Source organism: Hyphomonas atlantica corrig., assembly GCF_017795365.1.
Taxonomy (GTDB): Bacteria; Pseudomonadota; Alphaproteobacteria; order Caulobacterales; family Hyphomonadaceae; genus Hyphomonas; species Hyphomonas atlantica.
This window is the reverse complement of sequence record NZ_CP051254.1, coordinates 3,068,011-3,094,962: the sequence shown is the minus strand read 5'-3', so window position 1 is coordinate 3,094,962 and position 26,952 is coordinate 3,068,011. Positions and strand designations below refer to the sequence as shown.

Annotated in this window: 25 protein-coding genes and 1 tRNA gene; 9 read left to right on the top strand and 17 right to left on the bottom strand. The window is 58.4% G+C overall.

Translation table 11 applies throughout. The features are described 5' to 3' along the window. Positions 1-90: 90 nt before the first annotated feature. Positions 91-972 carry an OmpA family protein gene (locus HF931_RS14835; protein ID WP_273014687.1) on the top strand — a complete coding sequence of 294 codons (882 nt, stop codon included), beginning with the start codon at positions 91-93 and terminating at the stop codon, positions 970-972. A gap of 64 nt (positions 973-1,036) precedes the next feature. On the opposite strand, the gene HF931_RS14830 is transcribed toward HF931_RS14835, so the two are convergent. The 6 genes from HF931_RS14830 to HF931_RS14805 all read right to left on the bottom strand — a co-directional run bounded on the left by HF931_RS14830 (position 1,037) and on the right by HF931_RS14805 (position 6,930). Then, on the bottom strand, positions 1,037-2,107 hold the full coding sequence (locus tag HF931_RS14830) for a DUF2855 family protein (protein WP_273240767.1): 1,071 nt from the start codon (positions 2,105-2,107) through the stop codon (positions 1,037-1,039). Beyond that, positions 2,104-2,862 (bottom strand): enoyl-CoA hydratase/isomerase family protein, encoded by a 759-nt coding sequence (locus tag HF931_RS14825; RefSeq protein WP_035549436.1) that lies wholly within the window; start codon positions 2,860-2,862, stop codon positions 2,104-2,106. Before HF931_RS14825 ends, HF931_RS14830 begins: the two co-directional genes overlap by 4 nt. Beyond that, positions 2,859-4,190 carry a cytochrome P450 gene (locus HF931_RS14820; protein ID WP_273240766.1) on the bottom strand — a complete coding sequence of 444 codons (1,332 nt, stop codon included), beginning with the start codon at positions 4,188-4,190 and terminating at the stop codon, positions 2,859-2,861. The genes HF931_RS14825 and HF931_RS14820 overlap by 4 nt, the downstream gene beginning before the upstream one ends. Positions 4,191-4,239: 49 nt before the next feature. Then, on the bottom strand, positions 4,240-5,190 hold the full coding sequence (locus HF931_RS14815; RefSeq protein ID WP_273240765.1) for a pseudouridine synthase: 951 nt from the start codon (positions 5,188-5,190) through the stop codon (positions 4,240-4,242). Between the two features lie 21 nt (positions 5,191-5,211). Further along, positions 5,212-5,631 (bottom strand): DUF4345 family protein, encoded by a 420-nt coding sequence (locus HF931_RS14810; protein ID WP_035549440.1) that lies wholly within the window; start codon positions 5,629-5,631, stop codon positions 5,212-5,214. A 69-nt stretch (positions 5,632-5,700) separates the two neighbouring features. Next, positions 5,701-6,930 (bottom strand): sensor domain-containing phosphodiesterase, encoded by a 1,230-nt coding sequence (locus HF931_RS14805; protein WP_273240764.1) that lies wholly within the window; start codon positions 6,928-6,930, stop codon positions 5,701-5,703. Positions 6,931-7,197: 267 nt separating this feature from the next. On the opposite strand from HF931_RS14805, the gene HF931_RS14800 reads away from it, so the two are divergent. Beyond that, positions 7,198-8,460: a SulP family inorganic anion transporter gene (locus HF931_RS14800; protein ID WP_273240763.1), complete on the top strand. Its 1,263-nt coding sequence runs from the start codon at positions 7,198-7,200 to the stop codon at positions 8,458-8,460. 6 nt (positions 8,461-8,466) lie between these two features. Here HF931_RS14800 and HF931_RS14795 read toward each other — a convergent pair whose 3' ends face one another. The 5 genes from HF931_RS14795 to HF931_RS14775 all read right to left on the bottom strand — a co-directional run bounded on the left by HF931_RS14795 (position 8,467) and on the right by HF931_RS14775 (position 12,580). After that, positions 8,467-9,426, bottom strand: a complete 960-nt coding sequence (locus tag HF931_RS14795; RefSeq protein ID WP_273240761.1) for a lysophospholipid acyltransferase family protein — start codon at positions 9,424-9,426, stop codon at positions 8,467-8,469. After that, entirely contained in the window at positions 9,423-10,418 is a 996-nt protein-coding gene (gene lpxK / locus HF931_RS14790) for a tetraacyldisaccharide 4'-kinase (RefSeq protein ID WP_273240759.1), read from the bottom strand. Before lpxK ends, HF931_RS14795 begins: the two co-directional genes overlap by 4 nt. After that, entirely contained in the window at positions 10,415-11,614 is a 1,200-nt protein-coding gene (locus HF931_RS14785; protein ID WP_273240757.1) for a 3-deoxy-D-manno-octulosonic acid transferase, read from the bottom strand. The genes lpxK and HF931_RS14785 overlap by 4 nt, the downstream gene beginning before the upstream one ends. A 59-nt stretch (positions 11,615-11,673) precedes the next feature. After that, positions 11,674-12,411 carry a lysophospholipid acyltransferase family protein gene (locus HF931_RS14780; RefSeq protein WP_273240755.1) on the bottom strand — a complete coding sequence of 246 codons (738 nt, stop codon included), beginning with the start codon at positions 12,409-12,411 and terminating at the stop codon, positions 11,674-11,676. Between the two features lie 94 nt (positions 12,412-12,505). Further along, positions 12,506-12,580 (bottom strand) — tRNA-Val (locus HF931_RS14775). Positions 12,581-13,056: 476 nt separating this feature from the next. On the opposite strand from HF931_RS14775, the gene HF931_RS14770 reads away from it, so the two are divergent. Further along, positions 13,057-13,305, top strand: coding sequence for a hypothetical protein (locus HF931_RS14770; protein ID WP_027836475.1), 249 nt, complete (start codon positions 13,057-13,059; stop codon positions 13,303-13,305). Here HF931_RS14770 and HF931_RS14765 read toward each other — a convergent pair. Further along, positions 13,302-13,982: an HAD-IA family hydrolase gene (locus HF931_RS14765; protein WP_273240753.1), complete on the bottom strand. Its 681-nt coding sequence runs from the start codon at positions 13,980-13,982 to the stop codon at positions 13,302-13,304. The two genes, HF931_RS14770 and HF931_RS14765, sit on opposite strands and share 4 nt — an antisense overlap. 85 nt (positions 13,983-14,067) lie before the next feature. On the opposite strand from HF931_RS14765, the gene glmU reads away from it, so the two are divergent. From glmU to gor, 3 genes are read left to right on the top strand one after another with little or no spacing between them, the layout of a single operon-like run. Beyond that, positions 14,068-15,438 carry a bifunctional UDP-N-acetylglucosamine diphosphorylase/glucosamine-1-phosphate N-acetyltransferase GlmU gene (gene glmU / locus HF931_RS14760; RefSeq protein WP_273240751.1) on the top strand — a complete coding sequence of 457 codons (1,371 nt, stop codon included), beginning with the start codon at positions 14,068-14,070 and terminating at the stop codon, positions 15,436-15,438. Between the two features lie 5 nt (positions 15,439-15,443). Next, the gene (gene rpiA / locus HF931_RS14755; protein WP_273240749.1) at positions 15,444-16,145 is read left to right on the top strand and encodes a ribose-5-phosphate isomerase RpiA; all 702 of its coding nucleotides are present in this window, start codon (positions 15,444-15,446) and stop codon (positions 16,143-16,145) included. 49 nt (positions 16,146-16,194) lie between these two features. Then, positions 16,195-17,595, top strand: coding sequence for a glutathione-disulfide reductase (gene gor / locus HF931_RS14750; protein ID WP_273240748.1), 1,401 nt, complete (start codon positions 16,195-16,197; stop codon positions 17,593-17,595). A gap of 23 nt (positions 17,596-17,618) precedes the next feature. On the opposite strand, the gene HF931_RS14745 is transcribed toward gor, so the two are convergent. Both HF931_RS14745 and HF931_RS14740 read right to left on the bottom strand, forming a co-directional pair. Next, the gene (locus HF931_RS14745) at positions 17,619-19,190 is read right to left on the bottom strand and encodes a caspase family protein (RefSeq protein WP_273240747.1); all 1,572 of its coding nucleotides are present in this window, start codon (positions 19,188-19,190) and stop codon (positions 17,619-17,621) included. A gap of 62 nt (positions 19,191-19,252) precedes the next feature. Next, the gene (locus tag HF931_RS14740; RefSeq protein ID WP_273240745.1) at positions 19,253-20,554 is read right to left on the bottom strand and encodes an AAA family ATPase; all 1,302 of its coding nucleotides are present in this window, start codon (positions 20,552-20,554) and stop codon (positions 19,253-19,255) included. A 152-nt stretch (positions 20,555-20,706) separates the two neighbouring features. Here HF931_RS14740 and HF931_RS14735 point away from each other — a divergent pair, with 152 nt between their 5' ends. Further along, entirely contained in the window at positions 20,707-22,083 is a 1,377-nt protein-coding gene (locus tag HF931_RS14735; protein WP_273240743.1) for a class II 3-deoxy-7-phosphoheptulonate synthase, read from the top strand. A gap of 12 nt (positions 22,084-22,095) precedes the next feature. Next, a complete protein-coding gene (locus HF931_RS14730) occupies positions 22,096-23,514 on the top strand; it encodes an MATE family efflux transporter (RefSeq protein ID WP_035549468.1) in 1,419 nt (472 codons plus the stop codon). Positions 23,515-23,551: 37 nt separating this feature from the next. On the opposite strand, the gene HF931_RS14725 is transcribed toward HF931_RS14730, so the two are convergent. The 3 genes from HF931_RS14725 to HF931_RS14715 form a co-directional block, all read right to left on the bottom strand. Next, on the bottom strand, positions 23,552-23,818 hold the full coding sequence (locus tag HF931_RS14725) for an HU family DNA-binding protein (protein ID WP_027836466.1): 267 nt from the start codon (positions 23,816-23,818) through the stop codon (positions 23,552-23,554). Positions 23,819-23,918: 100 nt separating this feature from the next. Then, on the bottom strand, positions 23,919-24,830 hold the full coding sequence (locus HF931_RS14720; RefSeq protein ID WP_273240741.1) for a hypothetical protein: 912 nt from the start codon (positions 24,828-24,830) through the stop codon (positions 23,919-23,921). Positions 24,831-24,832: 2 nt separating this feature from the next. Then, positions 24,833-25,855 (bottom strand): NADP-dependent oxidoreductase, encoded by a 1,023-nt coding sequence (locus HF931_RS14715; protein WP_273240739.1) that lies wholly within the window; start codon positions 25,853-25,855, stop codon positions 24,833-24,835. Between the two features lie 171 nt (positions 25,856-26,026). Between HF931_RS14715 and HF931_RS14710 the strand changes: the two genes are divergently transcribed. After that, a complete protein-coding gene (locus tag HF931_RS14710) occupies positions 26,027-26,950 on the top strand; it encodes a Gfo/Idh/MocA family protein (protein WP_273240737.1) in 924 nt (307 codons plus the stop codon). Positions 26,951-26,952 lie beyond the last annotated feature (2 nt).

The window sequence follows — 26,952 nt, the reverse complement described above, 5'->3', positions numbered from 1 at the left end:
AGTATTTTGACAAGGCGCGATATTGGCCTGAGACTTGCCTGCTGGGATCAAGTTGCCGCAAGAAATGCGGTGCAGATGAGGAAGTGCTGAATGACGTTCGACCGATTGTTCGCCGGGAGTGTCTCCGCGATGGCTTGCCTTGGGCTGGTTGCCTGTGGCGGCGAGGAGGTGGACGCAGAGCCTGTGTCGACGGCGAGCGAGTCCAATCAGTGCGTGCCGTTGGCGGAGGGGCAATATTACTGGGATGGGTCAGCCTTTGTCGTGTCACCGACCCCGCCGGCGGCCCCCGCTGCGGAGCCTGAGCCAGTCATTCGCCGCACCGCAGACGGAGCGGACTGGGTAACGGCGCTGGAGCGGACATTCCCGGATGCGGGGTATCCCTGGATGGGCCTGCACGCCAGTGGTCCCATTGCAGTTTTGACGGGGCTCGCCCCTGACGCCGAGGCGAAGGCGCTAGGGTTTGCGTCGGGGCGGGCGGCGATCGAAGAGAATGCCGAAGCTGCACCGGACGTAACACTTATCGTGAACGGAATATCACTTGAAGAGGGAGGGCGTGGTGTCGGGGACGCTCTGGTTTCCCTTTCCAATGGTGATATCGATGCCATGCGCTGTCAGGCCGCCTTCAACAATACGATGCGTGACCGGACGATCATGTTCCAGAGTAATCTGGCCATCATCTCACCAACCAGCGAAGACTTGCTGGATGCGGTAAGCGGCGTGGCGCTCTTGTGTAATGATTATGCCATTGAAATCGGCGGGCACACGGATTCGCGCGGATCGAATGACTACAATGAGGTCATCTCCACGCAGCGGGCGGAAGCGGTTCGCGACTATCTGGTGGAGCGGGGCGTGGATGCAAGTGCGCTCACGGCGGTAGGCTATGGAGAAACCCGTCCGCTCGACCGGGCGGAGACCTATGAAGCGTGGGCGAAGAACCGGCGCATGGAGTTCAAGGTATCGGAGCGCCGCTAGAGCGCTCAGGTGTGCGACCTGCCCTCGCTGTTTGGCCGCAGCGAGGGCTTTTGTCATTCGGGGGTCAGATTGAGAGGATCAGGCCTTCTGACGGGCTGACCTTGGCATCGACGGTCTGGTCCCACGCCTTCGTGATCGCCTTGGCGCCCTTGGCGTGTTTCGGTGTCACGAAAGATTTTGACGCGGCATAGAAGCTTTTCAGGGCAGCGCCCAGGCGGCGATTGATTTCGGCCCCGCCGAGCGTGGCCGCGCGTTCTGCTGCATAGGTGGGAACGAAGAAGAACTCCGGTTGCGGATCCGGCAGGGCGATGGGGGAGCGGTCTCCCTCCCAGTCTGTTGCGCCGATGATGAGGCTGCGCACCAGACGGTCCTTCAGGGCGTTGTGAATGTCTGCTGTCAGTGTTGGCCGCCCCAGGAAATCCACAAAGGCGGTCAGGCCGCGTGTGTGCAGATCGTCAGCGTCGTCATAGGTTTGAACGCGGGCATACAGGCCGGTCTTTTTCAGGAAGGCGACATTGCCCGGCGATGTCAGTGCGATCGTATCCACGCCGCCGCGTATTTTCAGGCAATGGGCAAGTGCCATCGCGGTTTTCGAGGATGCGGACGAGATGACCACTGTTTCCGGCACCGGGTCGCCGGTTTCCATCAGGCAATCATCGATCATCCAGCCGGTGGTGAAGAGGGGCCGGAACAGCATCTGCTGGTCCTCCAGCGCAGCGTCATAGGACGGGTCACCGGCGGTGTTGATGTAGGTGTTGTAAATTGGCGCGAGGCCCTGGCGATGGGCGGCACCATCCAGGAAGCCATGCTTGCCGACATTCACGGGCTGAACGTCGAAATGTTCGGAAATGGGCAGATAGCCGTAGAAGCGCTCGCCCTCCTTCAGGTGCTCGACCTTGGACTCGACCACGGTGGCAAAGCCCCAGACTGGGACGCGGCCATCGGCGGGGTCTGCGGCGGGGAAAAAGTCCCAATACTTCATCTGCTCGCCAAACGTGGCATAGGTGACATTGTTGGCCGTCAGGGCGAATTTGTCGACTTTCAGGCGCGCGGCCCCATCTGGCAGGGCGGGCAGGTCGGCCGGCACCCAGCGCGTCTCGCGCAAATCGTCCCGGCGGATCAGGAAATCACTCATGTTTTCGCTTTCTTCGTCTTGCGCGTAAAGGCGGCGATCCGGTCCTGCATGTCTGGGCCGGTCCCTTCACAATTGAGTACCTCCCATTGCAGGCCGCTGTCCATGTCTCGCGCGTCAGTCGCTTCGAGAAGTCGCTTGTTCGCCGCATGGGAGAAGGGCGAGTTCTCCAGAATTCGCCGGGCCAGCGCGTCACAGGCCTCGTCAAACCGATCCGCCGCGACGACCTGCTCGGCGAGGCCAATGCGGAACGCTTCCTGCGCGTCGATCATGTCGGCGGTGAACATCAGTCGTTTTGCCGTAGCGACGCCCACGCGGCGAGGCAGGCGCTGGCTCATTCCCCAGATCGGGGTGAGCGCCCATTTGGCGTGCGTGTCGCCGAAGCGCGCAGTGTCCGAGGCGATGATGAAGTCCGCCGCCAGGGCCACTTCCAGAGCGCCAGTGTAGCAATGCCCGTGAACGGCCGCGATGACCGGCTTGGGCAACCGCTCCATCAAGCGCAGCGTTTCCGAATGCCAGCCGGGAGAGGGAACCTTCTCACCTTCGGCAATGTCCCCAAGATCATGCCCGGCCGAAAAGCACTTTCCCGCCCCGCGCAGGACAACGCAGCCGATTGAGTCATCCTTCTGCAAATCCAGAACATGCCGGCGCAATTCCTGAAACATGCCCACGGTGAGGGAATTCAGCTTGTCCGGCCGGTTGAGGGTCAGCGTGGCGAGGCCGTCATTGTCCTGACGAAGAACGAGGGCTTCGCTCATGTGCCGAGGTCCACCATGAGGCTGGAGATTGCATGAACAAAGTTGCTCGGTGCCAAGCTCTGTTCGCCCGTCCATTTGATATCCGGGAAGCGGCGCAGGATGTTGCGATAGGCAGAGTCCAATTGCATGTTCGCAACGCGCTGGCCGAGGCAGACATGCGGGCCGTGACCGAATGCGAGATGCTCCTTCGCATTGTCCCGCGTAATGTCGTACTGGTTCGGGTTCGGGAATTTGGCTGGATCCCGGTTTGCGGCGGCGTAGTACATGACGACCTTGTCGCCTTCAGCCATCTTTTGACCGCCAAGCTCCGTCTCTGTCGTGGTCGTCCGGCGCATATAGGTGACCGGACTGACCATGCGGATCGATTCATGAACGAAATTGGGGAACAATTCCTCATTCGCCATCAGCTTGGCTTTCTGGTCCGGGAATTGTGTCAGCAAGCGCATGGTGCCGGAGAGGGAGTTTCGTGTCGTGTCGTTGCCGGCGAACACGATCAGCAACCACGAACCGTCGAGGAATTCCGGGCTAAGTGGCTTGCCGTCAATCTCGACATTGGCGATGGCCGAGAGCAGATCATTCTGCGGATTTTCGCGGCGCTTTGCCAGCATGTGGCGGCCATAGTCGAACATGGCCTGAATTTCGCCCATGAATTCCATCATCTGTTCCGGCGTGACATTGCCGAGGCCTTCCTGCTGGGCCTGATACTGAGAGTTTTCGAGGAAGTGCATCCAGTGGACCAGCTTTGGGCGGTCTTCCGCCGGGACGCCCAGGATCTCACACAGTGTGAACAGGGGCAGTTCGGCGGAAAACGTCTCCACCATGTCCACGATGGGGCCGTGCTGTTCCATCTTGTCCAGCAATTCGTTGACCTGGACATCCACGCGTTTCTTTAGTTCGGCCACGAAGCCCGGACGGAAGAACTGCATATGCTCCATACGGAGCGTTGTGTGATAAGGCCGGTCCAGATTGATCAGGCTGTTCAGGCTGGATGAGTGAAGCAGAGGATGGCGCGGTGTATCTTCCTGACCATAGGTCATCAGGATGCCGCCGCGCTGAGACGAATATGTAATCGGGTCCAACTCAACCTGCTTGACCAGGTCATATGATGTGACGGCCCAGAAACCCGCGCCGACCTGCTCAGGGTGCCACATGACCGGGGCCTTCTCGCGCATCTCGGCGAATGCATCATGGGTGTAGTCACCGCGAGATGAGAAAACGGATGGGTCGGTAAGGTCTACCGGCGGCGCGAGATCATACGCCGGCGGAAAGCTCGGCGGGCGCGGCGGCGTATCCACCTGATACGTGTCGGTTACGTTCTGTAGGGTCATGAAGGCCTCCGTCTGGCGTTAGTCCACCGGCGGCCCTTTTCTGGCCGTCTCAGCAGGGCTTACTGCGTTTCCTGGAGGGCAGCTTACCCGATGGCGACCTGCTGCCAAGGCGTGACTTAGGGGCAGGTTTTTGGGGTGGCCGGGACGGTTCGGGAGTCTTGATGGCGTGTTCGGTGTTCATCAAATGCCCGATAGCCTGTTGCATCAGTTCCGGTGGAACTTCCTCCACCGCGCCGGGGCGCAGATCATCCAGGATGAACGGGCCATATTGAACGCGGATCAGTCGGTTGACCTTCAGATCCAGCGATTCCAGGGCGCGTCGAACTTCCCGTTTCTTGCCCTCGGCGAGGGTAACCGTCAGCCAGTTGTTTGCGCCGGTTTCGCGGTCCAGTACGGCCTTGATCGGCTTGTAGTTCACGCCGTCGACCGTGATGCCTTTAGCGAGTTCGTCGATCTTCTCCTGTGTCACCGTGCCGTGGGCGCGCACGCGATAGGTACGCTCCAGCTCGTTCTTGGGCAGTTCCAGTGCCCGGGCCAGCGCCCCATCATTGGTCAGCAGCAGCAGGCCCTCGGTCGTCAGGTCGAGGCGGCCAATGGTGACAACGCGAGGCAGGGATTTCGGCAGTTCGTCAAAGACGGTACGGCGACCTTCAGGATCCTGCGTCGTCGTGATGAGGCCGGATGGCTTATGATAGCGCCAGAGACGGGTTGCGTCGGGTGCGTGAATTGTTTTGCGGCCAACCCGGATCAGCTCGCGACCGGTCACCTTGAAGGCCGGGGATGTCAGCTTGACGCCATCGACGGTCACCTTGCCCTCTTCAATCATGCGCTCGACTTCACGGCGCGAAGCAACACCTGCGCGGGCAAGGTATTTGGCGATCCGTTCGCCTTCGCTCCAGTCCTTTTCGAGGTCTGGCTTGCGGGATTTGGGGGCTAGGCGTGGCTTGCGCGATCCGGAAGGCTTCCGGCGCGAGCGGCCCGTCTCTCGACGCTCCGTCATGGGATTTTCTTTCTGTGACTTCTACAGCAGGCTTTGAATGAAAGGTGCAGCGATCGCAAGACCGAATATGATCTCGAACACGATCCAGACCGGGATCATGCCGGGCTCCCGGTTCTTGATCCGGTCAAGTATGCGGGACATCAGTCGACCGACGCCTGCACCGACCCAGCCTGCGGCAAGGGGAAGGACGACAATGCTGGTGAGAATTTCCGGTTCAGATCCACCCAGATTCACCAGAAGAATTGCGGTCATCAGGTGAGAGAACAGGAAAAGGCCGCCATAGGTGGCGCGGAACTCGGAATAGCCGCCGGGTCGCAGCGGGTCCGGGTCTTCGACCAGGCGGACAACCCGGCTGGCCCATGCGGGTGAAAACATTGCAGACAGGCCCAGAACGGCGCCAATCAGCAGGGTTATCAGGGATATGATTTCACCGATACTCATGTCGCAAATTCTCCAAGTGTGATCTTACAACCTAGGATGATTTGCACGAAAAAACAGGCCGAATGATGGTCAGGACGCCTGACTGAACTCGTTAAGCGAATGGGCGATCTGTTGAGACGGGCGTCCCAGCAGGTAACCTTGGCCCCGGCGAACGCCGAGCAGCTTCAACGTGTTCAGCTCCGCTTCGGTCTCAATTCCCTCGGCGATGATGTGTGCGGAAGTTTCGCGTGTGTAGAATAGCAGGGCGCCGATAAGTGCGCGGCGGGCAAGATCCTGATCCACATTGCGCGTCAGGCTCATATCCACTTTTACATAGTCCGGATTGAGTTGAACGATGTGCCGAAGCGATGAGTGGCCCGCGCCGGCATCGTCGACGGCGAGACGCAGCCCAGCGTGGCGCAGCGGACGCAGAACGCGGGTGAAGCGATCATAATCCTCGATCACGGCGTGTTCCGTGATCTCCAACAAGATGCGGTCGAGCGGAAGCTTGAGGAAAGTTTCGGCAAACTGGCCGCTGATCACGGTCGATGGGGACACGTTGACGGAAATGTACTGGTCCGGTGCGATCTCGCCGATCTTCTCGACAGCTTGCCGGATCGAGGCGAGTTCCAGTTCGACCGAGAGTCCAACCTTGGCGGCTTCGTCAAACCAGACATCCGGCGTGCGATAGGGTTCCGCAGAGAAGCGGCAAAGCGCTTCATATCCGCTGGGGTGCATCTGACCGAGATCCACAATGGGCTGATAGGCAATGGCGAATGCGTTGGTTTCGAGCGTGTCCATGATGCGCTCTCGCATTTCCTGCAAGTGGCGCTTGTGGGCGTATTCCTTGTCGATCTGCTGCGCTGCCAGGTTAGAGAACAGGCGCATGGTCTCCAGGTCGCGTTCATTCAGGCTGGGATTCGCATTGGGCCCGAGACAGCAGAACATCCCGAAGGGTGTGCCGTCTTCAAGGTGGATCGGAATACTCATATGCGCGCCGATCGGAATCTGGCGCGTAATGGGCATGGCCTGAGCGAGCGGATTGGCGGCGGTGTCCGGGATCAGCTCCGGCAAGCGTCCCTCCAGGATGTGAAGGCAGTAGACTTCTGAGAGGTCGCGGCTGTCACCCGGTTTGATCAGGTGTTCCAGACCCGGCGCATCGACGTAGCGGAACACGGATTCGTCGCCAACGAACTCGGACACATACGCGATCGGCATTCCGAGATGCTGGCGGATCGCGCTCAAGGCAGCATTGATTGCCTCACGGGAAGTGTCAGTCGGTTCGCCCAGTGCCATTGAGGGCAGTGATAGTCCGCTCATTGTTATCGTCCTGCATACGATTGCACCCGCCGGAGGGATTTTCCGGCCCCAAATTCTGATGATACGCCGATGATCCTGCAGGTCCGTTCCCAAGTTCGATGAAGCCGAACAGGCTTTGTTCGCAATTTTGAAAGGAATTGCGTTAACGCGTGAGAACTGTCTGACGAGTTCGCGCCAGCGACAATTTTACGAATGTTCGTTCGGCCTGCTGCGGGTGTAGGAACATTTCTCAATTGCTAATTGAACGCATGAACGTTTGGGACGCAGATGAAGCCCAAGATACTGACCACTCTGACCACGTACTCTTCTTCTCTGTTCGTGTCCGACCTGTTCGCGGGCATCACAGTCGCGCTTGTTGCGATACCCCTTAGTCTCGCGATTGCAATTGCGTCTGGCGCTGACCCCGCAGCAGGCCTTGTCACCGCCATCGTGGCAGGGTTTCTGATTTCCGCGCTCGGGGGCAGTCGCGTCCAGATCGGCGGTCCAACAGGTGCTTTTATTGTGGTCGTGTTCGGAGTGATCGCCGCACATGGTTATGATGGATTGGTACTCGCCACTTTCATGGCCGGGATCATCCTGGTGCTGGCTGGCTTGCTCCGCGCCGGCAATCTGATCAGTTTCGTTCCGGAATCCGTTGTGAACGGCTTTACCGTCGGCATCGCCATCATCATCGCAGCGAGCCAGATCAAGGATTTATTCGGGCTTCAACCCGAGCATTTGCCAGCTGAATTCATAGGTAAGGTCGATGCCCTGTGGGCGGCCAGGGCGACTGTGGACTGGACGTCGCTGGGCATTGGCGCGGTGACCATGGCCCTGATTGTATTGCTGCGCCGGATTGCGCCAAAATTTCCGGGACTGATCGTGGCGGTTGGATTCACATCAGCCGCGGTGTTTCTGTTTGATCTCCCGGTGGACACGATTGGCAGTCGTTTCGGTACGATGCCCAGCCAACTACCTCAGCCCCGACTGCCGGATTTGACACTCAACCGGGTCATCGAACTGTTGCCTTCAGCTTTCGTGATCGCGTTTCTTGCGGGCGTCGAATCCTTGTTGTCTGCCATGGTTGCGGACAGGATGACGGGCGGGCAGTATCGGCGAAATGCGGAAGTGATGGCGCAGGGGGCGGCCAATATTGGCTCCGCCATATTTGGCGGGCTACCTGCGACTGGAGCGATTGCGCGAACGGCTACGAATGTACGTGCGGGTGGCAAGACCCCCGTGGCAGGTTTGGTTCACGCGCTTGCCATACTTCTGGCGGTCCTGTTTGCAGCACCTCTCGCGGGATATCTCGCCATGCCTGCACTGGCCGGGCTCCTAATGCTGACGGCCTGGAATATGAGCGAGCCGAATAAATGGCCCCAGTATCTGTCTGCCCAAAAGTCAGACCTGATCTTGTTGCTGATCACGCTGATACTGACGGTCGTGGCGGACCTGACCATCGCCATTGGGGTTGGCGTGTCTCTGGGGCTTGCCCTCAGATTACGTCGTCGCCAAGTGCCTCCGGCAGAGTGGACTGAACCAGAGCGCTAAACTGAATCAGATGATGCCCGCGGCCTTCCAGGCTTCTTTCGGCCAGCGGCGATGTTGCCAGAACCACTGGCCCGGATTGGCGCGAACCTGGGCTTCAATGAAATCTGTAATGCGCTGCACGCTCCGGCGAATGTCTTCGGCCTCATCGCCCGTGTTCTCCGGGGTGAAAGGTTCATGGAAGGTGATGCGGAAACGTGCGGGCCCTGTGCGCACCGTGGAAACCGGCACGATGGGGGCGCCATATTTCATCGCAAGGCGCGTTGGCCCCGGCGCGGTCATTGCGTCGTGCCCGAAAAAGGGGATGGCGATGCCTTCATTGAACTTCTGATCGTTCATCAAGGCGATCGGATTGCCTTTGGACAAGGCCCGCATCAATTCACGCGTGCCGACCCCTTTGGGGGCATTTACCTGCGTGCCATAGGCTGCGCGTAGATCGGAGATGCGCTTGTCGATGTGCGGGTTGTTCAAGGCCCGGTACGTCATCACCGCTTCAGGCAGGCGCTGAGTAATCGTGGCGGGCATGATTTCCCAATTGGCGAAGTGGCCGGAGATAAAGACTGCGCCCTTGTCGCTCGCCTTGATCTGGTCAAGGATTTCCAGACCTTCGATCTCGACACGCCCAGACGTGTACGGATCTATCGAAGGCAAGTGTGGTAACTCACCTGCAACGCGGCCAGCGCTTTCCCAAGCGGCGAGGGCAATTTCGTCAACCTTCTCGCCGGTCCAGTCCGGGAAGGCGAGTTGCAAATTGCGCTTTACCGTTTTGTGCTGAGACAGGCGTGGTCCGATTTTCTTCATCAACCAACCGCCGAAGTTCGATGCGCGCTCAGGTCCGAGCAACTTCATCGGCTCCCAATAGATGAAGTCCCACGCAATAGTTTCGAGGCGCCACTGCACCCGCTGCCAAAAGGTTGCGCGATTATCGATGTCCTTTGGACGGATGTATTTGGGAGCGTCCTGGGTCATGCCTCTTCCACGTTCAGGATGGGGGCGAGCAAGGCGTCCAGCCGACTGAGGTCTTCGAATTCTGCATGAACCGGGAATTGCAGAATGCCGCCGCGCTCATTCGGATAGATACGCACATGGTCCTTGCTGGTCGTAATCAGCTGTGCGCCATGTGTTTTGGCCAGTTTATGAAGGAAGGCGATTTCTTTCTTTGAATAATCGTGGTGATCCGGATAGCCGATAGCTTCCCGAATGTCGCCGCCTTCGGCTTTCAGGCTGTCAAAGAATTTCTGTGGACGGCCGATGCCAGCGAAGGCTACGAGTGGGCCAGCCGGTGCCGGTCCTGATGGGACGATGCGGGCGCGCAGGACAGGGAGGCCACTATCGATCACTTGCTGTGGAACGTCGCCTTCGCCCATAAGAATAACGGCATCTGCACGCGCCAGGCCATCTTCCACAGGTTCGCGCAATGGCCCTTTCGGCAGGACATGACCATTTCCGAATGGAGCGGCCGCATCGATGACGATGATGGACAGATCCTTGGCGAGGCTGGGGTTCTGGTGCCCATCATCCATGATGGCGACTTTGGTGCCATAAAAGGCCATCATCTGCACGCCGGCAAAGCGGTCCTTTCCGATCCAGCTTTCGCCCGTCTGCGACAGCAGCAGCGGTTCGTCACCACACATGTCTGCGGTGTGCCAGGTTGGGTATATTTTCTGTGGGCTGATTTCTGACCCGCCATAGCCACGCGACAGGCTGGATGCGTGAATGCCCTTTGACTCGATATGCTTGCGAATGGCCTGGACGATCGGGGTCTTTCCGACGCCGCCGGTTGTGAGGTTTCCAACGCATATGACGGGGATGGATGCCTTGGCCGGAATAGCGCGGGCAAGCTTGCGCCGGATTCCATAAGTGTAAAGTGCGGCGAGGGGCGTCAGCAGGGCGCGTGTGACAGGGGCCGCTTCGCGGGATTTCGGATCAAGCCCCGCAGACCAGAAGTGCGGAGCCTTCATTGCAACAGTCCCGGCTCTGGCAGGAGGGGGACAAGAGCTGCCAGCGTTAGCGCCATTGGCGCGTCAGCCGCATCGTTCAATTCCTGAAGGGCTTCTTGCGAGGGAGGGGGCATGGACTGCAAGGCCTTGCCGATGGCCTTGGGCGTCTTCAGTTTACGGATGAGTTTTCTGGCCTCAAGGTCGTCCATCATGGTGGCGAAGTTGAACACGTCGGGTCCGGTGACTACGGGTAGGCCGAGGCGGACAGGCTCCAGTGGATTGTGCCCGCCAACCCCCGGCGTATGTCCCCCCCCGAGAAAAACAGAATTGGCAAGCCGGTACCAAAGCCCCATCTCACCCATTGTGTCAGCCAACAGGATGCGGGTGCGCGGTGTCGGGACCTCGCCACGGGAGCGGCGCGCGAACGTCAGGCCCCGCTCTTTGAGAAGCAATTCAACCGCGTTGCCCCGGTCCGGATGGCGCGGGGCGATGATGAGGGCGGATGTGTCGTCACCTTTCAGCGCATCAAGGAAGATCGCTTCCTCTCCATCATGCGTAGAGGCCGCAAGTATGCAGCGACGGTCAGCCAGGAAGTTTTCGCGCAAGCGGCGGATCTCGATTTCGCTGGCTGAAGGCGGTGGCAGAGCCGATTTCATGTTGCCGGTAGATTGTACGGGTTCGCCAAGAAGGGTTTCTAGGCGCCGCGCCGTATCAGTATCGGCCGCGAGCACCACATCGAAGCGCCCGACGAGACGTTTGAACGCGCCACTAAGCTTGTTCCAGCCATCTGCCGAGGAATCTGTCATGCGGCCATTCACAAGCGCACGCTTTGCGCCAGCACGCTCGGCTTCAAGGATCAGGTTCGGCCATATCTCGCCTTCACCAAAGATGCAGAGGTCCGGCTGCCAATGGCGGATGAACCGCCGGGCGATGCCGGGCGTGTCCAGTGGCGCCATCAGGTGAATGGCACGCTCTGGCAAGACGGGGCCAAGCAGGCGGGCAGATGTCTGCGTCTGGCTGGTGAAGAGGAGCATCAGATCCGGGCGCAATTCCAGCAGGCGTTGACCGAGTTCGAGCAGAAGCTGGCTTTCGCCGACGCTGGCCCCGTGCAGCCAGACCAGCGAACCGCCGGGCATGCGTCTCGGCAGATTGCGGGCCAGACGCTCATTGATGCGACTATAGTCTTCTTTGCCTGCACGGGCGCGCCGCTTCAGCACGCCCCCTAAAAATGGAGACGCCGCGCGGGTAGCCGTTCGATATAATTGAATGCCGGCTGTCATGGCGTCTGGGAACCCGCTTCATCTGAGTTTTTGTAACCAGCCAGCATGTCGGCCCTGCGGGTCGCCTCATCAAGACGTTTTTGCAATTCAGCCTGAATCTCGTCTGGCGCGCGTGCGCGGTCAGTGTCCACTGGTGCGCCGAAAACAATGGCGCCTCGGGCGAAGGGGAGGGGAAGGATCAGCCGGTCCCAGGTGGAGAGGCGTTTGGCGGGGCGAATGGAGAGCGCATAGGGGAGAATCGGGACGCCGGCTCGCTGTGCAATCATGATGGCGCCGGGGCTGACCTTTTCTGCCGGGCCGCGCGGGCCATCTGGCGTGATACAGACCGCCTTGCCAGATTTTAGCAACTTCACAGCCTCTGCAATGGCGCGCACACCGCCCTTGTCTTTTCGGGCTTTCTTCTTGTTTCCAGCCGATCCGCGGATCGGGTGGATGCCCAGATGGCTGATGGCGCGTGTCACGGCTTCGCCATCCGGCGACAGCGAAACGAGCATTGCTGCACCATCGATTTGTCCGGGCCAATGCTTCATGCGACGTATCCAGCCGCTTGGGAGCACCATGATGCGGGAATGCCACGCGGCAACCACTATCCCGTTTTGCCTGGCCCAGACCTTCTGCGCGACGGGTTCGCCTTCAACCGTCCATCTGACGGTACGCGCGATCATCATCATCCACGCCCAGATAAGTGCGCCGAGCAGGCTGGTCATGAACTTGGAGCGGAACAGGGATTTCATCGCACCGACTTATACTGTGCTTCGTCGCGTGGACCATGAATTAGATGCTGCGGATCTGCTGAACGCAGATTGCCTGCAGGTGGGGACGCGGCAATGGTGGGCGATAGTGGGTTCGAACCACTGACCCCTGCCGTGTGAAGGCAGTGCTCTACCACTGAGCTAATCACCCGATTCTGCGAAGCGACTGGCGTAATCCGGGGGTTGATTGAGGTCAATAGCGGATGTCTGCTGGCACTGATTCTCGTTAAAAGCGGAAAAATCGCCATGCAAATTCGCATTCCTAGTATTCAATACAATCGTTTGCGCATGCATCCTTGAGGGGAAAGATCTGCAATTTTTCCTCTTCGGGGGGCACATGTCCCCAGATCCGGGGACAAGGATTTGTCGGTTTCTAGCATTTTTTGAGACGAAACGGACATTTTTGTTCACGCTAACATCAATATGAACAAATATTCAGTATGAACAGATGTTCATCGCAAAACCTTACACTAGTTTCATTCGAAATTAGCCTTGAGAAAAACACAAAAGGTCGTCATGTTCCGGTCACACAAGGACGGCCCGGGTAACGGGCTGCGTGGTAAAACATAAGAAGGACAGGCGGGGGCCAAAGGCCTCAATAACAGTACAGCCTGGAGAGAGAGAAAAATGAAAGACTGGTGTGACGAAGAAGGCGCAAAGCGCCTGCGCGAGAAAATTAGTGCCTATTGGGCAGAGCGTGGCTACGAGGTTGATGTCGATCTGATCGATGCTGGCTTTGTGCCTGCCATGCGCTCCGCTCGCACTGATGTGCGCAGCAACATGGTGAACGGTATGCCGCGTCGCCGCATTGCAAATGAATCGGGCTCTGCCCGTCCAAGCTACCGTCCGCGCGAGCAGCGCGAAGCTACGGCCTAGCTGATCCAATTCTCCAAAACAGAAACGAGATCGGAATAGTGCTCCAGCACTATGTCGGGCCTCAATTGTTCTGGAGTTTCCTGCTCGTAGCCGAATGGCACGAAGATGAAGGGCAGTCCGGCATCCCGGGCTGCCCTTTCGTCTGTCCGGGAATCGCCGACCATGACTGCCTTGCCTGATACGCCGCCTGCCGCGGTGACGGTGCGCAGGATATGGTCTCCATCCGGTTTGCGGCTTGGCACGCTGTCAGATCCCACAATGGCGGCGAAATGCTCCGTCAGGCCTAGTTCGTTCAAAAGTTGATCTGACAGATCCTGCTTCTTGTTGGTGCAGACCGCGAGCGTCGCGCCACGGTCCGCCAAGGTGTTCAGCGCTTCAGCAACCCCTTCGAAGGGATGCGAGTGATCCGCGATATTTCCTGCATAATAGTCGAGGAATTGCGTCAGGAACGCGTCGAGGTCTTCTTCTGAGGGCGCGATGCCGTGCGATTCAAGACCCTTTGTGATCATTGCGCGCGCGCCTTGACCGATCATGGTTTCAATCGAATCCAGCGGTACGGGGGCCAGATCGGCATTGGTTAGAACGTGATTAAGCGCTTCCAACAGGTCTGGCGCGGTATTCACGAGCGTGCCGTCAAGATCGAAGACAATGGTCCATCCGTCGAAGGGTTTTGTCATGACGGTGGTATTTCCTTTTTGGTTTCGCCTTGAATCGGCCTTTGGTCTAGGCGAAAGGACTTGGGAAATCGAGAGGTCAAATCCTGTGGAAACTCCGTCCAGACAACGCGCTGCCGTCATTCTAGCCGCTGGCAAGGGAACGCGGATGAAGTCCGATCTCCCGAAGGTAATGCACAAGGTGGCCGGGCGCCCGATGGTCGATTGGTCGATCGCGCTTGCCCGGCAGGTGGGCTGCGAACGCATCGTGGTGATTGCCCATCCCTCTCAGAAGGTGCTGATTGATCACGTTGGCCCACAGCTTGGCGAGCAGAGCATCGCATTTCAGGATCCGCCAATGGGAACCGGTCACGCCGTGCGGTGTGCCGAGGACGCGCTCGCTGGCTTTGATGGCGACCTGGTGGTTCTATATGGAGACAGCCCTCTTGTGCCGGCAACGGCCATCGAAAGCCTGTTCGACAGTCTCGCCAATAACGCTGCAATCGGCGTGCTGGGCTTCGATGCCGCGGAGCCGGGTCTGTACGGTCGTCTGATTACGTCTGGCGATGGTGATCTGGAGGCGATCGTTGAAGCGCGTGAGGCGACACCGGAGCAGCTTGATGTGACGCTTTGCAACTCCGGTGTCATGGCAGGCGACGCCGAAACCATGTTCCGCCTTCTGCAAAGCGTGACGAACGACAACGCCAAGGGTGAATACTATCTCACGGACCTTGTAGCCCTGGCGCGCGCAGAAGGGAAAACCTGCAAGGCCGTGCGCTGCGAGGAGGAAGACCTGATCGGTTGCGATTCAAAGGTCGATCTCGCGCAAGCAGAGGCGATTTTCCAATCGAGACGGCGCATTGAGGCAATGACAAGCGGCGTTTCACTGATCGCGCCGGACACGGTTTGGTTCTCTCATGATACGGTTCTTGAGCCAGATGTCATTGTCGAGCCGAACGTCGTCTTCGGGCCAGGTGTCAAGGTACAGTCAGGCGCCACCATCCGGGCATTCAGCCATCTGGAGGGCGCCGAGGTCGGGCCAGGATGTTCTGTTGGGCCATATGCGCGTCTTCGCCCCGGCGCGATCCTGTCGAAAGATGCGTTCGTTGGTAATTTCGTCGAAGTGAAAAACACGACGATGGGCGAGGGCGCGAAGGCCAGTCATTTGTCTTATCTGGGCGATGGCGAAGTCGGAGCGAACGTGAACATCGGCGCGGGCACGATCTTCTGCAATTACGATGGCTATCTGAAATACAAGACGACAATCGGCGACAACGCCTTCATTGGTTCCAACAGCGCGCTGGTCGCGCCGGTGAGCATTGGTCGCGGTGCCATTGTTGGTTCCGGCAGTGTAGTCACCGACGACGTGATGCCAGATGCTCTTGCATTAGGCCGCGCACGGCAGACGCAAAAAGAACACTGGGCAGGTGAGTTTCGCGCGCGAAAAGCGGCGGAAAAAGCAGAGAAGAAGAAGGGCTGAGGCTGATGGCGAACGAAAAGGAAAAGGAGAACGCCGCGCTCGCAGCGATGGAGTTCGTTGAAGACGGCATGACCATCGGGCTGGGCACGGGCTCCACTGCAAAGTTCTTTGTTGAGCTGCTGGCCGAAGAAGTGGCCGATGGCCTTGTTGTGCGGTGTATCGAAACCAGCGAACAGACGCGGCGACTGGCCAGCAGCCTGGGTGTGCCGCTGATCCCGTTCGAACAGGTTGAGCGCATTCATCTGACCGTCGACGGCGCAGATGAGGTCGACGAGCAGGGGCAGTTGATCAAGGGGGGCGGCGCGGCCTTGCTGCGCGAGAAAATCATTGCAAATGCCAGCGATCACATGGTGGTGATCGCGGACCCATCAAAGCAGGTCGAGCGTCTCGGAAAGTTTCCCTTGCCGGTAGAGGTCACACCGTTCGGTTATACGATCACGGCAAAGCTGGTTTATGATGTGCTTGCCGCGTCGGGAATTGATCGTCCACGCGTCGAGTTGCGCTCACTTTCCAACGGTGAGCTGGTGGTAACGGATGGGGGCAATCACATTCTCGATTGCCATTGCGGCCGCATTCCTGACGCCGAAGCGCTCGCTGCGCGCTTGTCCAATGTGCCGGGTGTCGTGGAGCACGGTTTGTTCATCGGGCTGGCTCGCACAGTGATCATCGGCAATGAGAATGGGGCGACGGTGTTTGAATTCTTCTGATGGCGCCTCATATGGGGTGCGAAACCAGTAAAGATTCAAGGACACCTCCATGACTGACGCGACCTATGACTTCGACCTGTTCGTAATTGGTGGAGGATCAGGCGGCGTACGCGCAGGCAGGCTGGCCGCGTTGAGCGGCGCCAAGGTGGGCCTCGCGGAAGAATATCGCATGGGCGGAACCTGCGTCATCCGCGGCTGTGTGCCAAAGAAGTTCATGGTCTATGCCAGCAAGTACGGCAAAGACATCGTGAAGGCTGAAGGCTATGGCTGGTCGACCGGTGAGGTCTCCTATGATCACACAAAATTTGCCACGGCCATGCACGCTGAGGTCGATCGCCTGTCTGGCATCTATTTCCGCAATCTGAAGAATTCTGGTGTCGAGATCTTCGAGGATCGCGCGGAGTTTGTCGACAAGCACACGCTGCGGCTGAAGAACAGCGGCAAGACCGTAACGGCAAAAAAGATCCTTGTTGCTGTTGGTGGCCGTCCGTGGCGTCCTTCCGAGGATGAGTTGCCGGGTGTTGAGCATACGATCACATCTGACGAGATTTTCCATCTGGATGAACTGCCAAAGCATCTGGTGATCGCAGGTGGCGGTTATATCGCAGTCGAGTTTGCCCACGTCTTTGCTGGTCTTGGTGTGCCAACCTGCCTAGTCTATCGCGGCGAAGAAGTGCTGCGCGGGTTTGATGCCGATGTACGTACAGAAGTTCACGAGGGCCTCAAAGAGGCGGGCGTCCAGGTGATAACTGGTACCGTGTTCGAGGCGATTGAGAAGCGCGAGGGGGCGGACCTGCCGCTGCACCTGACCCTGAAAAATGGGCATAACATCGACTGCGACGTGATCATGATGGGAGTTGGTCGCCGTCCGAACACGGAAGGACTTGGCTGTGAGAATGCTGGTGTGGACGTGAACGAAAAAGGCGCGATCCCGGTTGATGAATGGTCAAAGACAAAAGTCGACAATATCTGGGCAGTTGGCGACGTTACGGATCGTGTTGCCCTGACGCCCGTAGCCATTCGCGAAGGGCACGCTTTCGCTGAGACGGAGTTCTATGACAAGCCCTGGCACTTCGACCACACGGACATTCCGACGGCTGTGTTCACTCAGCCAGAGGTCGGTACAGTCGGCATGACTGAAGCCGATGCCCGCAAGGAGTTTGGCGAGATCGACATCTACAAGACCAAGTTCAAGCCGATGAAGAATGCGCTGAATGGGGACCAAACGCGAACCCTTATGAAGCTGGTGGTGCGTGCATCCGATGAGAAGGTGCTTGGCGTTCACATCGTGGGCGAGGATGCGGCGGAGATGATCCAGATCGCGGGCATTGCGGTGAAAATGGGGGCAACCAAGCCTGACTTCGACCGGACCTGTGCGCTGCACCCATCCTCGGCAGAGGAGCTTGTCACGATGCGCCAGAAATGGGTACCGGATGTTCAGGAGGTCTAGGCGTCCATGATCGCGCCTGACGCCTAATGTTCAAGTAGGATATAGGCGTCGGACTTCGCATCGAACGCGTGCACCTGATCTGAATCACAGACCAGCATGGAGAGCCCGTTGCGGCGGGCATCCAGTACGCCAAGGCGCTTGCAGGATGTTTCAACCGGGATCGGCTCATCGTCTCCGGCGAGTTTTACCTCGCAGGCAGTCAGCCGCCCCCAGCGGGACCAGAAGCCGCATGTGAGCGTATCTGCGGTGCCGTCATCGTCAAAATCGAACTGAAGCGATTGCATCTCTGATGCGTCATCACTGTCCTCGAACATGCTGGACCGTAGTTCGGAGACGGCGGCGGCCTCGCGTTTGAACGTTTTCAGTACGAGCTCAGGTTTGTCGCCTTTCAGTGTGTATAAGTGGATGTCCTGCTTGAAGTCTTCCGTATTCTGGCTTTCGTTGAGTGAGACGAAGCGCGCCACCCAGCGCCCTTCATGGAGCTCAGCCGTTGGCGGATCCCACGCGTAGATGTCTTCAATCTCGCTCACGAGGAAGTGCCCGCTGCCCATGTCCGCCACAAAGTAGTATTTTGCCGGGCAGCAATTGCCGCCATCATGCACCGAAATCACGGCATCCAACGTGCCGTCAGCGTTAAAGTCTTTGAGTAACTCCACTTCTGGCGCGCCATAACCGAATTCGTGGATGGTGTATTCGAGTCCGTTCACAGTTGCCTTGAGAACTGCATTCTCCTGGAACAAAGAATACTCAGTGTCTTCCGTAAACCAGTAATCGGCCTTTCGAGTTGGTTCGTTGGGTTCGCCGCTGTGCGCAGGGGACGAGGTGCAACCCGCAAAGCAAAGCCCTCGCGGCAGCTTGCCGGGTGCCATGAACGGGCGGCTCGAAGACTTGCGTTTGTCGGAGACTTCGGCGAGCGCCTGATAGAATGCCACGACGGCGTCTTGTCCCGGTCTTCGAATTTCTTCCGCCAACGTATTTGCAAAGAGGCCGTCATCGGGTGTGGTTTCGCCCGCTGCTGTGGCGAAGGCTACAAGCATGCCCGGACGCTGCGATACGCGGGTCATGCCCTTGTCTGCAATGGATTTGGAGAAAGCGAACTTCAATTCATTGCGGCAGGCATCCGACACAACAAAGACAGCCTTCGCCTGCGTGGATTGGAGACTGGAAAGAACATCTTCCAATTCGACGCCTTTGCGGAAAATATGGCTCGCCGCCGTGATGCTCTCTCTGGCAGGGATCAGGTAATTGCGAGCCTCACGATCTTCATAGGCCGCCGCGCCGTGGCCCGAATAGTAGAAGAATGCGATCACTTCGTGCCCAGCGTCAGCTTCTTCGGAGATGCGAGCTTCGAACGCATCGAAGGCGTCTTCCATTCCGTCTTCATCCAGATCAAAGCCGGGCATGGTCTCGAAGCCGACATCGATGAGTGCCGCTTCCATCGTACGGACGTCTTGGTGCGTGTTGGTCAGCGCGCCGACTTCCGGGGGATAATCCTGATTTCCGATCAGGAGCGCGATGCGTTTCTCATCCGCCAGCGCCTGACAAGCGAGTGCCGCACAGAAGAGCAGGGCGAAACAGTATCTGAGCATGGACATTGTGCGTGTCCCCTATATCCACCTGCCGAGATATTAGGAGGACACCGCCAAGGTGTCACGCGTCAAGCGTCTTCGAGGAGTAGTTTCAGCTCAAGCGCGACCGCCTTCAGGCTCTCGCGGATGGGTTTTAGTCCGCCGCCACGTCCGGAATGGATGGTCAGCTGTCTCCAAGCCGGTTGGCCTTCCTGAGGCGCCTTGACCTGGAGGTGTCCGGATCGAGGCAGGGCGGCCCGCATCAGGGCCCTCGCAAGATCGAACCCTGCCTTCGCATTGTATGTGCCATTGCGCGCGTCCGCCTCGAAGGAGGATTGCTCAGAGCGGCCTACTGCGTTGAACAATACAGATAAGTCGGGTCGTTTATCCGCCGGAATTTGCTCCTTGATGACCTGATTGAGCAGGCGCACGCCGCGCAGGGAATAGATGTCGGCATGCATGGGCGCCAGAACGCGGTCTGCGGCTTCAAGCGCGCACCGCGTCAGGAAGGTTGCGTTCGGGTTTGTATCGAAGACGATCAAATCATAGTCGCTGCGATAGCGTTCGATCGATTGAAGGAAATGTTCCTTGATCATTTCCAGCGCGGTTGGGTCTGAAGCAAATGCGTATTTCGAAATCTCAAACTGTCCTGAGACGAGATCCAGCCGCCCGCCGGGGCTGCCTTCCCCCATGAGTTCATGCACGATTTTCTCTCGCCGGGTAGGGGCGAACGGATCGGTCGACAGAGTAAGCCAGGAATCTGCAGGACTGGAGGCGTCCCGGGCGTGGAGCCGGGACTTTTCAAACAAGGATATGACCGAACGATCTTCGGCGGCGCTGGAGTCCGCAACGTCCATTTCGAAAAATGTCTGGGTGAGATTATATTGCGGGTCGAGATCAATCAGCAGGATACGGCCGCCTAGCGCGCCCTGCCATGCGCCAAAGACCTGGCTGGTGACAGTGGTTTTGCCCACGCCGCCCTTCAGATTCATCACGGCAACGACAGGGCATTTCTTCTTGTAGGCCTGCTTGGTTTCGGCAACGAGTTGTTTCAACCCGTCCGGCGTCGTTGAAGACAGGCGCAGATGGGGGAGGACTTCGTGCTTGAAAAATCCGTTGAGACGCGCCTTGTCGATCTGGTACGGAATGAGCTTGAGGCCACGCGCCTTTGCCCGCTCAACATCCTGCTTTACCGCCTTGGACCGCACCGACGACGCGGACACCAGAACGATCATGGCGAAAGCGTCGTCAATGGATTGATTGGCGGTTTCGCGTGACCCGCCATCATTCGGCACGTACCAATCGGGGATGGAGGCAGCGCGCAGTGCTTCGTGCAGCTCGAGCAGCGCGTCGAAGTCTTTCGCGGAGTGGCTGATGAAGACGTGCGACATGATGGGGCGGGTGATCCTATGGTGACGACGAGCCTGCAGAATTACTAAAGGGCCAAATCATGATTCCGCCAGCAATCTGCTGTGAAATTATGGTGAAACTTGAGCGACTGCCTGCCATGTGATTAATGCGGCTCACGATTGGAGTATTTAAGATGACCTGGACCCCCTCAGACTGGCGCCAACTGCCAGCAAAGCATATTCCGGAAGACTATCCGGATTCTGCTGCGCTCGCTGCAGTAGAGGAAAAGCTGAAAAGCTTTCCGCCGCTGGTCTTCGCAGGCGAGGCCCGTCGTCTGAAACAACGCCTTGGTGAAGTCGCTGCCGGTGAGGCCTTCCTGCTGCAAGGCGGCGATTGTGCCGAAAGCTTCAAGGAGTTTCATCCGGACAATATCCGCGACACTTTCCGCGTGATCCTGCAAATGGCGGTGGTCCTGACTTTCGCGGCGTCAAAGCCGGTGGTGAAAGTCGGCCGTATTGCTGGTCAGTTCGGTAAGCCTCGTTCTTCTCCCGTTGAGACGATTGACGGTGTGACGCTGCCTTCCTATCGCGGTGACAATATCAACGGCATGGATTTCACGCCGGAAAGCCGTTTGCCGGACCCGGAGCGCCTCACGCAGGCTTATTCTCAGTCCGCAGCGACGCTGAACCTGCTGCGTGCATTCAGCCAGGGCGGATACGCGAACCTCGCGAACGTGCACCGCTGGATGCTTGGCTTCGTAGACCGTAGCCCACAAGGCGCGCGCTATGAGCAACTGGCTGATCAGATTTCCAAGTCGCTTGACTTCATGAAGGCCTGTGGCGTTACGCCGGACAGCGTGCCGCAAATGGCGCAGGTCGAGTTCTATACAAGCCATGAAGCGCTTCTGCTGGGCTATGAAGAGGCTCTCACCCGCATCGATTCCACCTCAGGCGAGTGGTATGACACGTCGGCACACATGCTGTGGATTGGTCACCGCACCCGTCAGGTCGACCATGCGCATGTCAATTTCTGCAAAGGCGTTCGCAATCCGATCGGCATCAAATGCGGACCAGGGCTTGAGACGGATGAATTGCTACGCCTGATCGATACGCTCAATCCGAATGACGAGGCAGGCCGGATCACGCTGATCTCCCGTTTCGGATCGGATGGTGTGGCGCAGGGCCTGCCGCCGCTGGCACGCGCTGTGAAGCAGAGTGGCCGAACAGTCGTCTGGTCTTGTGATCCGATGCACGGCAACACGCTGAAGACGGATAGCGGCTTCAAGACCCGTCCAGTTGACCGCATTCTTTCGGAAGTGCGCCAGTTCGTGGACGTGCTGTCGGCCGAAGGCTGCTATCCAGGCGGCGTGCATTTCGAAATGACCGGCCAGAACGTAACCGAATGTATCGGCGGCGCTCAGGCCATTTCGGAAGAGGACCTGTCATCTCGTTACCACACTCACTGCGATCCTCGCCTGAATGGCGAGCAGGCTCTTGAACTGGCCTTCATGATCGCAGAGAAGCTGCAGTCCGTGGGCGCAAGTGGCACCCCGGCGCTGAAAGCGGGATAAAGAGACAGTTCCATGCGTACGCATCGCCTGGGCTGGCCCGCCTGGGCGCGGCCTGCCGACATTACTGACCTGTTGCGGCTGTCGATACCGATTGCGTTTACGCGCATGTCGCAGATGTTGATGGCCGTCACGGACGCCATCGTGCTCGGCCAATACGCGCCGGGGCAGTTGCCCTATATTCTGAACTCCTGGCTGCCGATGGGCGTGTCGCTGGGGCTTGGGCTTGGTGTTTTGCTCGGCGTGCAGGTTCTTACATCAGAGTTGCTTGGAATCGGTCGCGAGAAAGAAAGCGGGCGCATTTTCAGGCGGGGCCTTTGGACCAGCGTCTGGCTTGGCTTCCTGCTGATGGGGCTGGTCTATTTCTCGGCGGATGCGTTGTTCACGTGGCTGTTCGTCGATATCGCGCCCCCAACCGATATCGAGGAGATCGTCGACCCGCATACCGTCGCCGGGTCTGTCGCATCTGTCACGCGCATCCTGTCCTATGGCATGGTCGGGTTCATGATCTCGACGGTTTGCGGGTACTATCTTGAAGCGTTGCGGCGACCGTTGCTCGTGTCCGGCGTCATGTATTTCGGTGTGTTCGTGAATGCGATCATCGACCTGGCATTGGTCGCCGGTTTCTGGGGCTTTGAACCGATGGGGGCAGAAGGCGTTGCGTGGGCAACCACAGGGTCACGCCTGTTCATAACAGTGTTGCTGCTTGTCGCCGTTGTTCTCCTGACGCCGGCTCTGCGAAAGTCCCCCAAGGCTCCGGCGAACGAAGCGCGTCGCCAATTGTCTGTCGGCACGGGCACCGCAATCAGCAATGTTGCCGAATGGGGCGGCTTCAATCTGACCTTCGTTATTGCGACCTGGATCAGTCTCGCTGCCAATTCGGTCTATGGGTACGCTATCCAGATCATGGGGCTTTGCTTCATGTTTTATCTGGGTATTGCGACAGCGACGAGCGTGCGCGTGGCGGAGGCCTATGGACGCCGAAATCTGGATGAGATGCGCGATGCCGGGCGCCTCGGCGTGGCGGCGACGATCTTGATGGGCGTGGGACTGGGAATTATCCTGATCTTGTTCAACGACACACTGGCAGGCTTCCTGGTGAAAGATGATGCGATGATCGGAGGCGTGCATTTGGCAACCGGGATCGCAGCCCTGCTTGTCATGGCGTCGGTAGTGACGGTCTTTGACGGGTTGCAGGCCACGGCGTCCTTTGCCTTGAGGGCGCAGGAGATCGTCTGGTCGCCGAGCCTGATCCACATTGGCTCGTTCTTCCTGGTGATGCTGCCGGCCTGTTACTGGCTTGGCATCGTGGAGGGCCGCGGAGCGCAGGGAATGATGGAAGGCGTGTTCATCGGCGTGTTCACAGCAGGCATCCTTCAGACCATGTTGCTGGAATGGAAAACGGCGCGCCAGCCGAGCCGACGCGCCGTTTGAATTCCTGTTGTTCAGGGCTGGAAGGCCCCGAGGAACCCTAGAGGTCTTTCAGAGCCGAAGCCGGCTTGAAAGCAGCCGATGTCTTTTCCGGGATCTTGATTTCTTCGCCTGTGGCTGGGTTGCGGCCTGTGCGAGCATTCCGGGTTTTCGCCGAGAATGTGCCGAAGCCTGCGATGGCCACTTGCTGACGGTCTTTCACGGCGCCAGCAATTGCGTCGAAAACAGCGTCTACGGCTTTGCCAGCGTCGCTCTGCGACAGACCGGATTCAGCTGCGACAGCCTTTGTAAGTTCGCCCTTGTTCATAGGGGTTCTCCTCTAATGTTAAACGGCGATCCCCCGCCGTTGCAGCGACTTACCCACGATTCGTAAGGCGTGAATATGTCGAAACCCCAATAAAGACGGGCTATGCGCCAAGAATCCAGCCCTCTTCTGCCTGAATTTGCGAAATTTTTCCCTCATCAAGGGAGTTATTTGTGGAAATTCGCCTTCCCAGAACACCTTTTCCATCCAGGTCCGAATAATGGTGGGCAATCTGGCGTACCTGAGCGGCGTCGGGTGCCTCACCATTTTCAGCCTTAAGGGGAACCAGCGATGGGTAAATTTCGGCGAAAACGATTTTTACGCCCTCCAGCGTTTCCTCAGTCATTTCGCCATCTTCGAACTCGAAAGGCCAGATACGAGACTCCGGCAGTGCCTGACGAAGTGCATGTACGTGCGGAATACCGGTAAGCGACTGGCTGCCGACGCTGCCCGTATAGGCGAGTTGCCAGACTGATTTGGGTTGGCCGAGTTTGGCGTCGCGCAGATGCGTCTCAACGAACCGGTACTCTGGCAAAGGCTGGCCGTCGAAGTCTGGCTTCGTGCCGGACAGCGTGGAAACGACATCCCTCGCTGGCGCCCCCCAGAACGGATAGGGGCCCTTGGAAATGGCGTAGTTCATGCCTGCAGCGATGGCATAGCGCGGATTTGAATTGTCCGGCTTGTCTTTCATTTTCGACGCCAGGTGGGCGTGCATGGCTTGCCAGGGCTTTTGGTCGGACACGTCCAGACCGAGCGCCGACGCTGTGCCTGCAGGGTAACCAAGTGAGAAATCGAAGCCGATCAGGACGCGATCTCCGCGCCCTGTCAGCTTGGCAATGATGCCTTCCAGAAAGGTCCGCGCTTTCAGGCGCGTATCAATGTTGGCAGACTGATACTGGAACTTCAGCCGGGCATCCTTAGCCAGGATTCCGATCCATATGGAGTTTTTCCCCGTCACAGGTTTTGACGCGGCGCTCCAGTCCACCATGATGTAGGCATCAAACAGACGCGACATAACTACCCCAGCTTGACCAGCATCTTGCCGGTATTGGCACCTTCGAACAGACCGAGAAACGCCTCAGGCGCCTTGTCGATCCCTTCCTTTACAGTCTCTTCGAATTTCATCTGGCCGGACGAGATCCACTTCGCCATGTCTTCAAAGAAAGCGGGCTGCATATCTGCGTGGCTCGATACGATGAAGCCTTGAATCTTAAGCTGTTTGCCAACCACTTGGATGATGTTGTGCGGGCCCACGGGCGTGCCGGTATCGTTGTACTGGGCAATCATGCCGCATTCGGCGAAGCGCGCCATTGGCCGTGCGCACTCGATCGCGGCTGTCAGATGATCTCCGCCCACATTATCGAAGTAGACATCGATGCCTTTTGGGGCTGCGTCTTTCAACGCCTTCACGAGGCCCTCATAGCCACCGGCGGCTTTGTAGTCGATCACGTGATCAGCGCCGAGAGATTTCACGAACTCGCTTTTTTCCGCACCGCCCGCTGAACCGATGACGGTGCAATTCTTGATCTTGGCGATCTGGACAACAGTTGATCCGACAGCACCGGCTGCACCAGATACGAAGACCGTGTCGCCCTCTTTGAGTTCTGCGATTCGAAGGATGCCTGCATAGGCCGTAAGGCCCGGCATGCCGGCTACGCCAAGGAACGCACTTTCCGGAAGGCCGACATCCGGCAGCTTTTGCGCCATCACCATTTCCGGCTTCGCAACCCATGCAGTCCGCCAGCCTGCCATCGAGGAGACCAGATCGCCTTCCTTGTAGTCCGGATGGTTTGAGATGGTGACGCGTCCAACCGCGCCGCCCTGCATGGTCTCGCCAATCTGGAAGGGAGGCACATAGCTTTCGCGATCATACATCCGTCCGCGCATGTAGGGGTCGACGGACATCCACTCATTCTTCACTTGAATTTCACCGGCGCCGGGAGGGGCGACATCAATAGTGGTTTTCTGAAAGTCCGACATTTTTGGCATGCCAACCGGCCGTGCGGCGAGGGACCATTCCGTCGATGTGAGGGCTGTCATGATGTTTCCTTCCTGTGTTTTGTAGAGGCGTAAGTGGACCGGCCCCTCTTGCGTGTGAAGGGGGCGAGGCGAAAGAATCTGTAATTCTCTGTGTCTGCTCCGTCTGAACCGAAGGCTTGCGACTTGGCGGGATGCAGTGTCTTAAGGGACGGGTATGAGGGCCCTTCTGTTATGACCACATTGAAAGTAGGCGTCGCTGGCGCTGGAGTATTCGGCAACTATCACGCGCAGAAAGCGGCTGCTTCAGTTCGCACGGAGCTTGTCGGCGTGTTCGATATCGATCTGGAGCGAGCTTCGCGTATTGCCGGTCAGTTTGGGGCCAAGGGCTATGACGATTACGAGAAGTTCCTCGAGGATTGCGATGCGATCGTGATCGCCGTTCCAGCTGTCTGGCATGAGAAGCTAGCGCGCCAGGCGATTGAGGCCTATTGCCATGTACTCGTTGAAAAGCCGCTGGCTTTGACCGGGAAAGCCGCGCGTGATCTCGCTGATGAAGCAGCTGCACGTGGGCGCATCCTGCAGGTTGGGCATCAGGAGCGTTTCGTCGCCCGCGCAATGGGCGTGTTGGCAATTGAAGAAACACCCCTGTTGATCGAGTCGGTGCGGGCGGGGCCGCCAGCGCCAGACAATCGTGCGGGCGACGTTTCGGTAATATGGGACCTCATGATCCATGATCTGGATCTGGCTGCGATGATGATGGGAAATGAGTTCACTGGCGTAATGGCCAGCGGCAAGCGCGTCCATTCAGAACATATCGATGAAGCGAATGCGCAGTTCACCTATGCCAGCGGCGGTGTTGCACGTTTGCGTGCGAGTCGCGCCGCCGAGGCTCGTGAGCGTACGATGCATGTCGTCTACCCGTCAGGCGAGATTTCGATCGACTTCCTGACGCGCCAATTGGTGAACACGACGCCATATGACGTTCGCGTCGACATTGCAGCGGATCTGCCAGATCCGCTGGGCGCTGCGGACGAAGGCTTTTACGCAGCCTGCTTGGGCCTCGGCCGCAGCCCGGTTCCGGCGCATGGTACGGTCGGCGCGGTAGCGATGGCAGAAGCGGCCGAACGGGCAGTCCTCGCCAAACTCGGCGAATAGCC

Bases quoted from the DNA above. Each gene is read 5' to 3' on its own strand.
- HF931_RS14835 (WP_273014687.1), top strand. From the start codon at position 91: ATGACGTTCGACCGATTGTTCGCCGGGAGTGTCTCCGCGATGGCTTGC.
- HF931_RS14830 (WP_273240767.1), bottom strand. From the start codon at position 2,107: ATGAGTGATTTCCTGATCCGCCGGGACGATTTGCGCGAGACGCGCTGG.
- HF931_RS14825 (WP_035549436.1), bottom strand. From the start codon at position 2,862: ATGAGCGAAGCCCTCGTTCTTCGTCAGGACAATGACGGCCTCGCCACG.
- HF931_RS14820 (WP_273240766.1), bottom strand. From the start codon at position 4,190: ATGACCCTACAGAACGTAACCGACACGTATCAGGTGGATACGCCGCCG.
- HF931_RS14815 (WP_273240765.1), bottom strand. From the start codon at position 5,190: ATGACGGAGCGTCGAGAGACGGGCCGCTCGCGCCGGAAGCCTTCCGGA.
- HF931_RS14810 (WP_035549440.1), bottom strand. From the start codon at position 5,631: ATGAGTATCGGTGAAATCATATCCCTGATAACCCTGCTGATTGGCGCC.
- HF931_RS14805 (WP_273240764.1), bottom strand. From the start codon at position 6,930: ATGAGCGGACTATCACTGCCCTCAATGGCACTGGGCGAACCGACTGAC.
- HF931_RS14800 (WP_273240763.1), top strand. From the start codon at position 7,198: ATGAAGCCCAAGATACTGACCACTCTGACCACGTACTCTTCTTCTCTG.
- HF931_RS14795 (WP_273240761.1), bottom strand. From the start codon at position 9,426: ATGACCCAGGACGCTCCCAAATACATCCGTCCAAAGGACATCGATAAT.
- lpxK (WP_273240759.1), bottom strand. From the start codon at position 10,418: ATGAAGGCTCCGCACTTCTGGTCTGCGGGGCTTGATCCGAAATCCCGC.
- HF931_RS14780 (WP_273240755.1), bottom strand. From the start codon at position 12,411: ATGAAATCCCTGTTCCGCTCCAAGTTCATGACCAGCCTGCTCGGCGCA.
- HF931_RS14770 (WP_027836475.1), top strand. From the start codon at position 13,057: ATGAAAGACTGGTGTGACGAAGAAGGCGCAAAGCGCCTGCGCGAGAAA.
- HF931_RS14765 (WP_273240753.1), bottom strand. From the start codon at position 13,982: ATGACAAAACCCTTCGACGGATGGACCATTGTCTTCGATCTTGACGGC.
- rpiA (WP_273240749.1), top strand. From the start codon at position 15,444: ATGGCGAACGAAAAGGAAAAGGAGAACGCCGCGCTCGCAGCGATGGAG.
- gor (WP_273240748.1), top strand. From the start codon at position 16,195: ATGACTGACGCGACCTATGACTTCGACCTGTTCGTAATTGGTGGAGGA.
- HF931_RS14745 (WP_273240747.1), bottom strand. From the start codon at position 19,190: ATGTCCATGCTCAGATACTGTTTCGCCCTGCTCTTCTGTGCGGCACTC.
- HF931_RS14740 (WP_273240745.1), bottom strand. From the start codon at position 20,554: ATGTCGCACGTCTTCATCAGCCACTCCGCGAAAGACTTCGACGCGCTG.
- HF931_RS14735 (WP_273240743.1), top strand. From the start codon at position 20,707: ATGACCTGGACCCCCTCAGACTGGCGCCAACTGCCAGCAAAGCATATT.
- HF931_RS14730 (WP_035549468.1), top strand. From the start codon at position 22,096: ATGCGTACGCATCGCCTGGGCTGGCCCGCCTGGGCGCGGCCTGCCGAC.
- HF931_RS14725 (WP_027836466.1), bottom strand. From the start codon at position 23,818: ATGAACAAGGGCGAACTTACAAAGGCTGTCGCAGCTGAATCCGGTCTG.
- HF931_RS14720 (WP_273240741.1), bottom strand. From the start codon at position 24,830: ATGTCGCGTCTGTTTGATGCCTACATCATGGTGGACTGGAGCGCCGCG.
- HF931_RS14715 (WP_273240739.1), bottom strand. From the start codon at position 25,855: ATGACAGCCCTCACATCGACGGAATGGTCCCTCGCCGCACGGCCGGTT.
- HF931_RS14710 (WP_273240737.1), top strand. From the start codon at position 26,027: ATGACCACATTGAAAGTAGGCGTCGCTGGCGCTGGAGTATTCGGCAAC.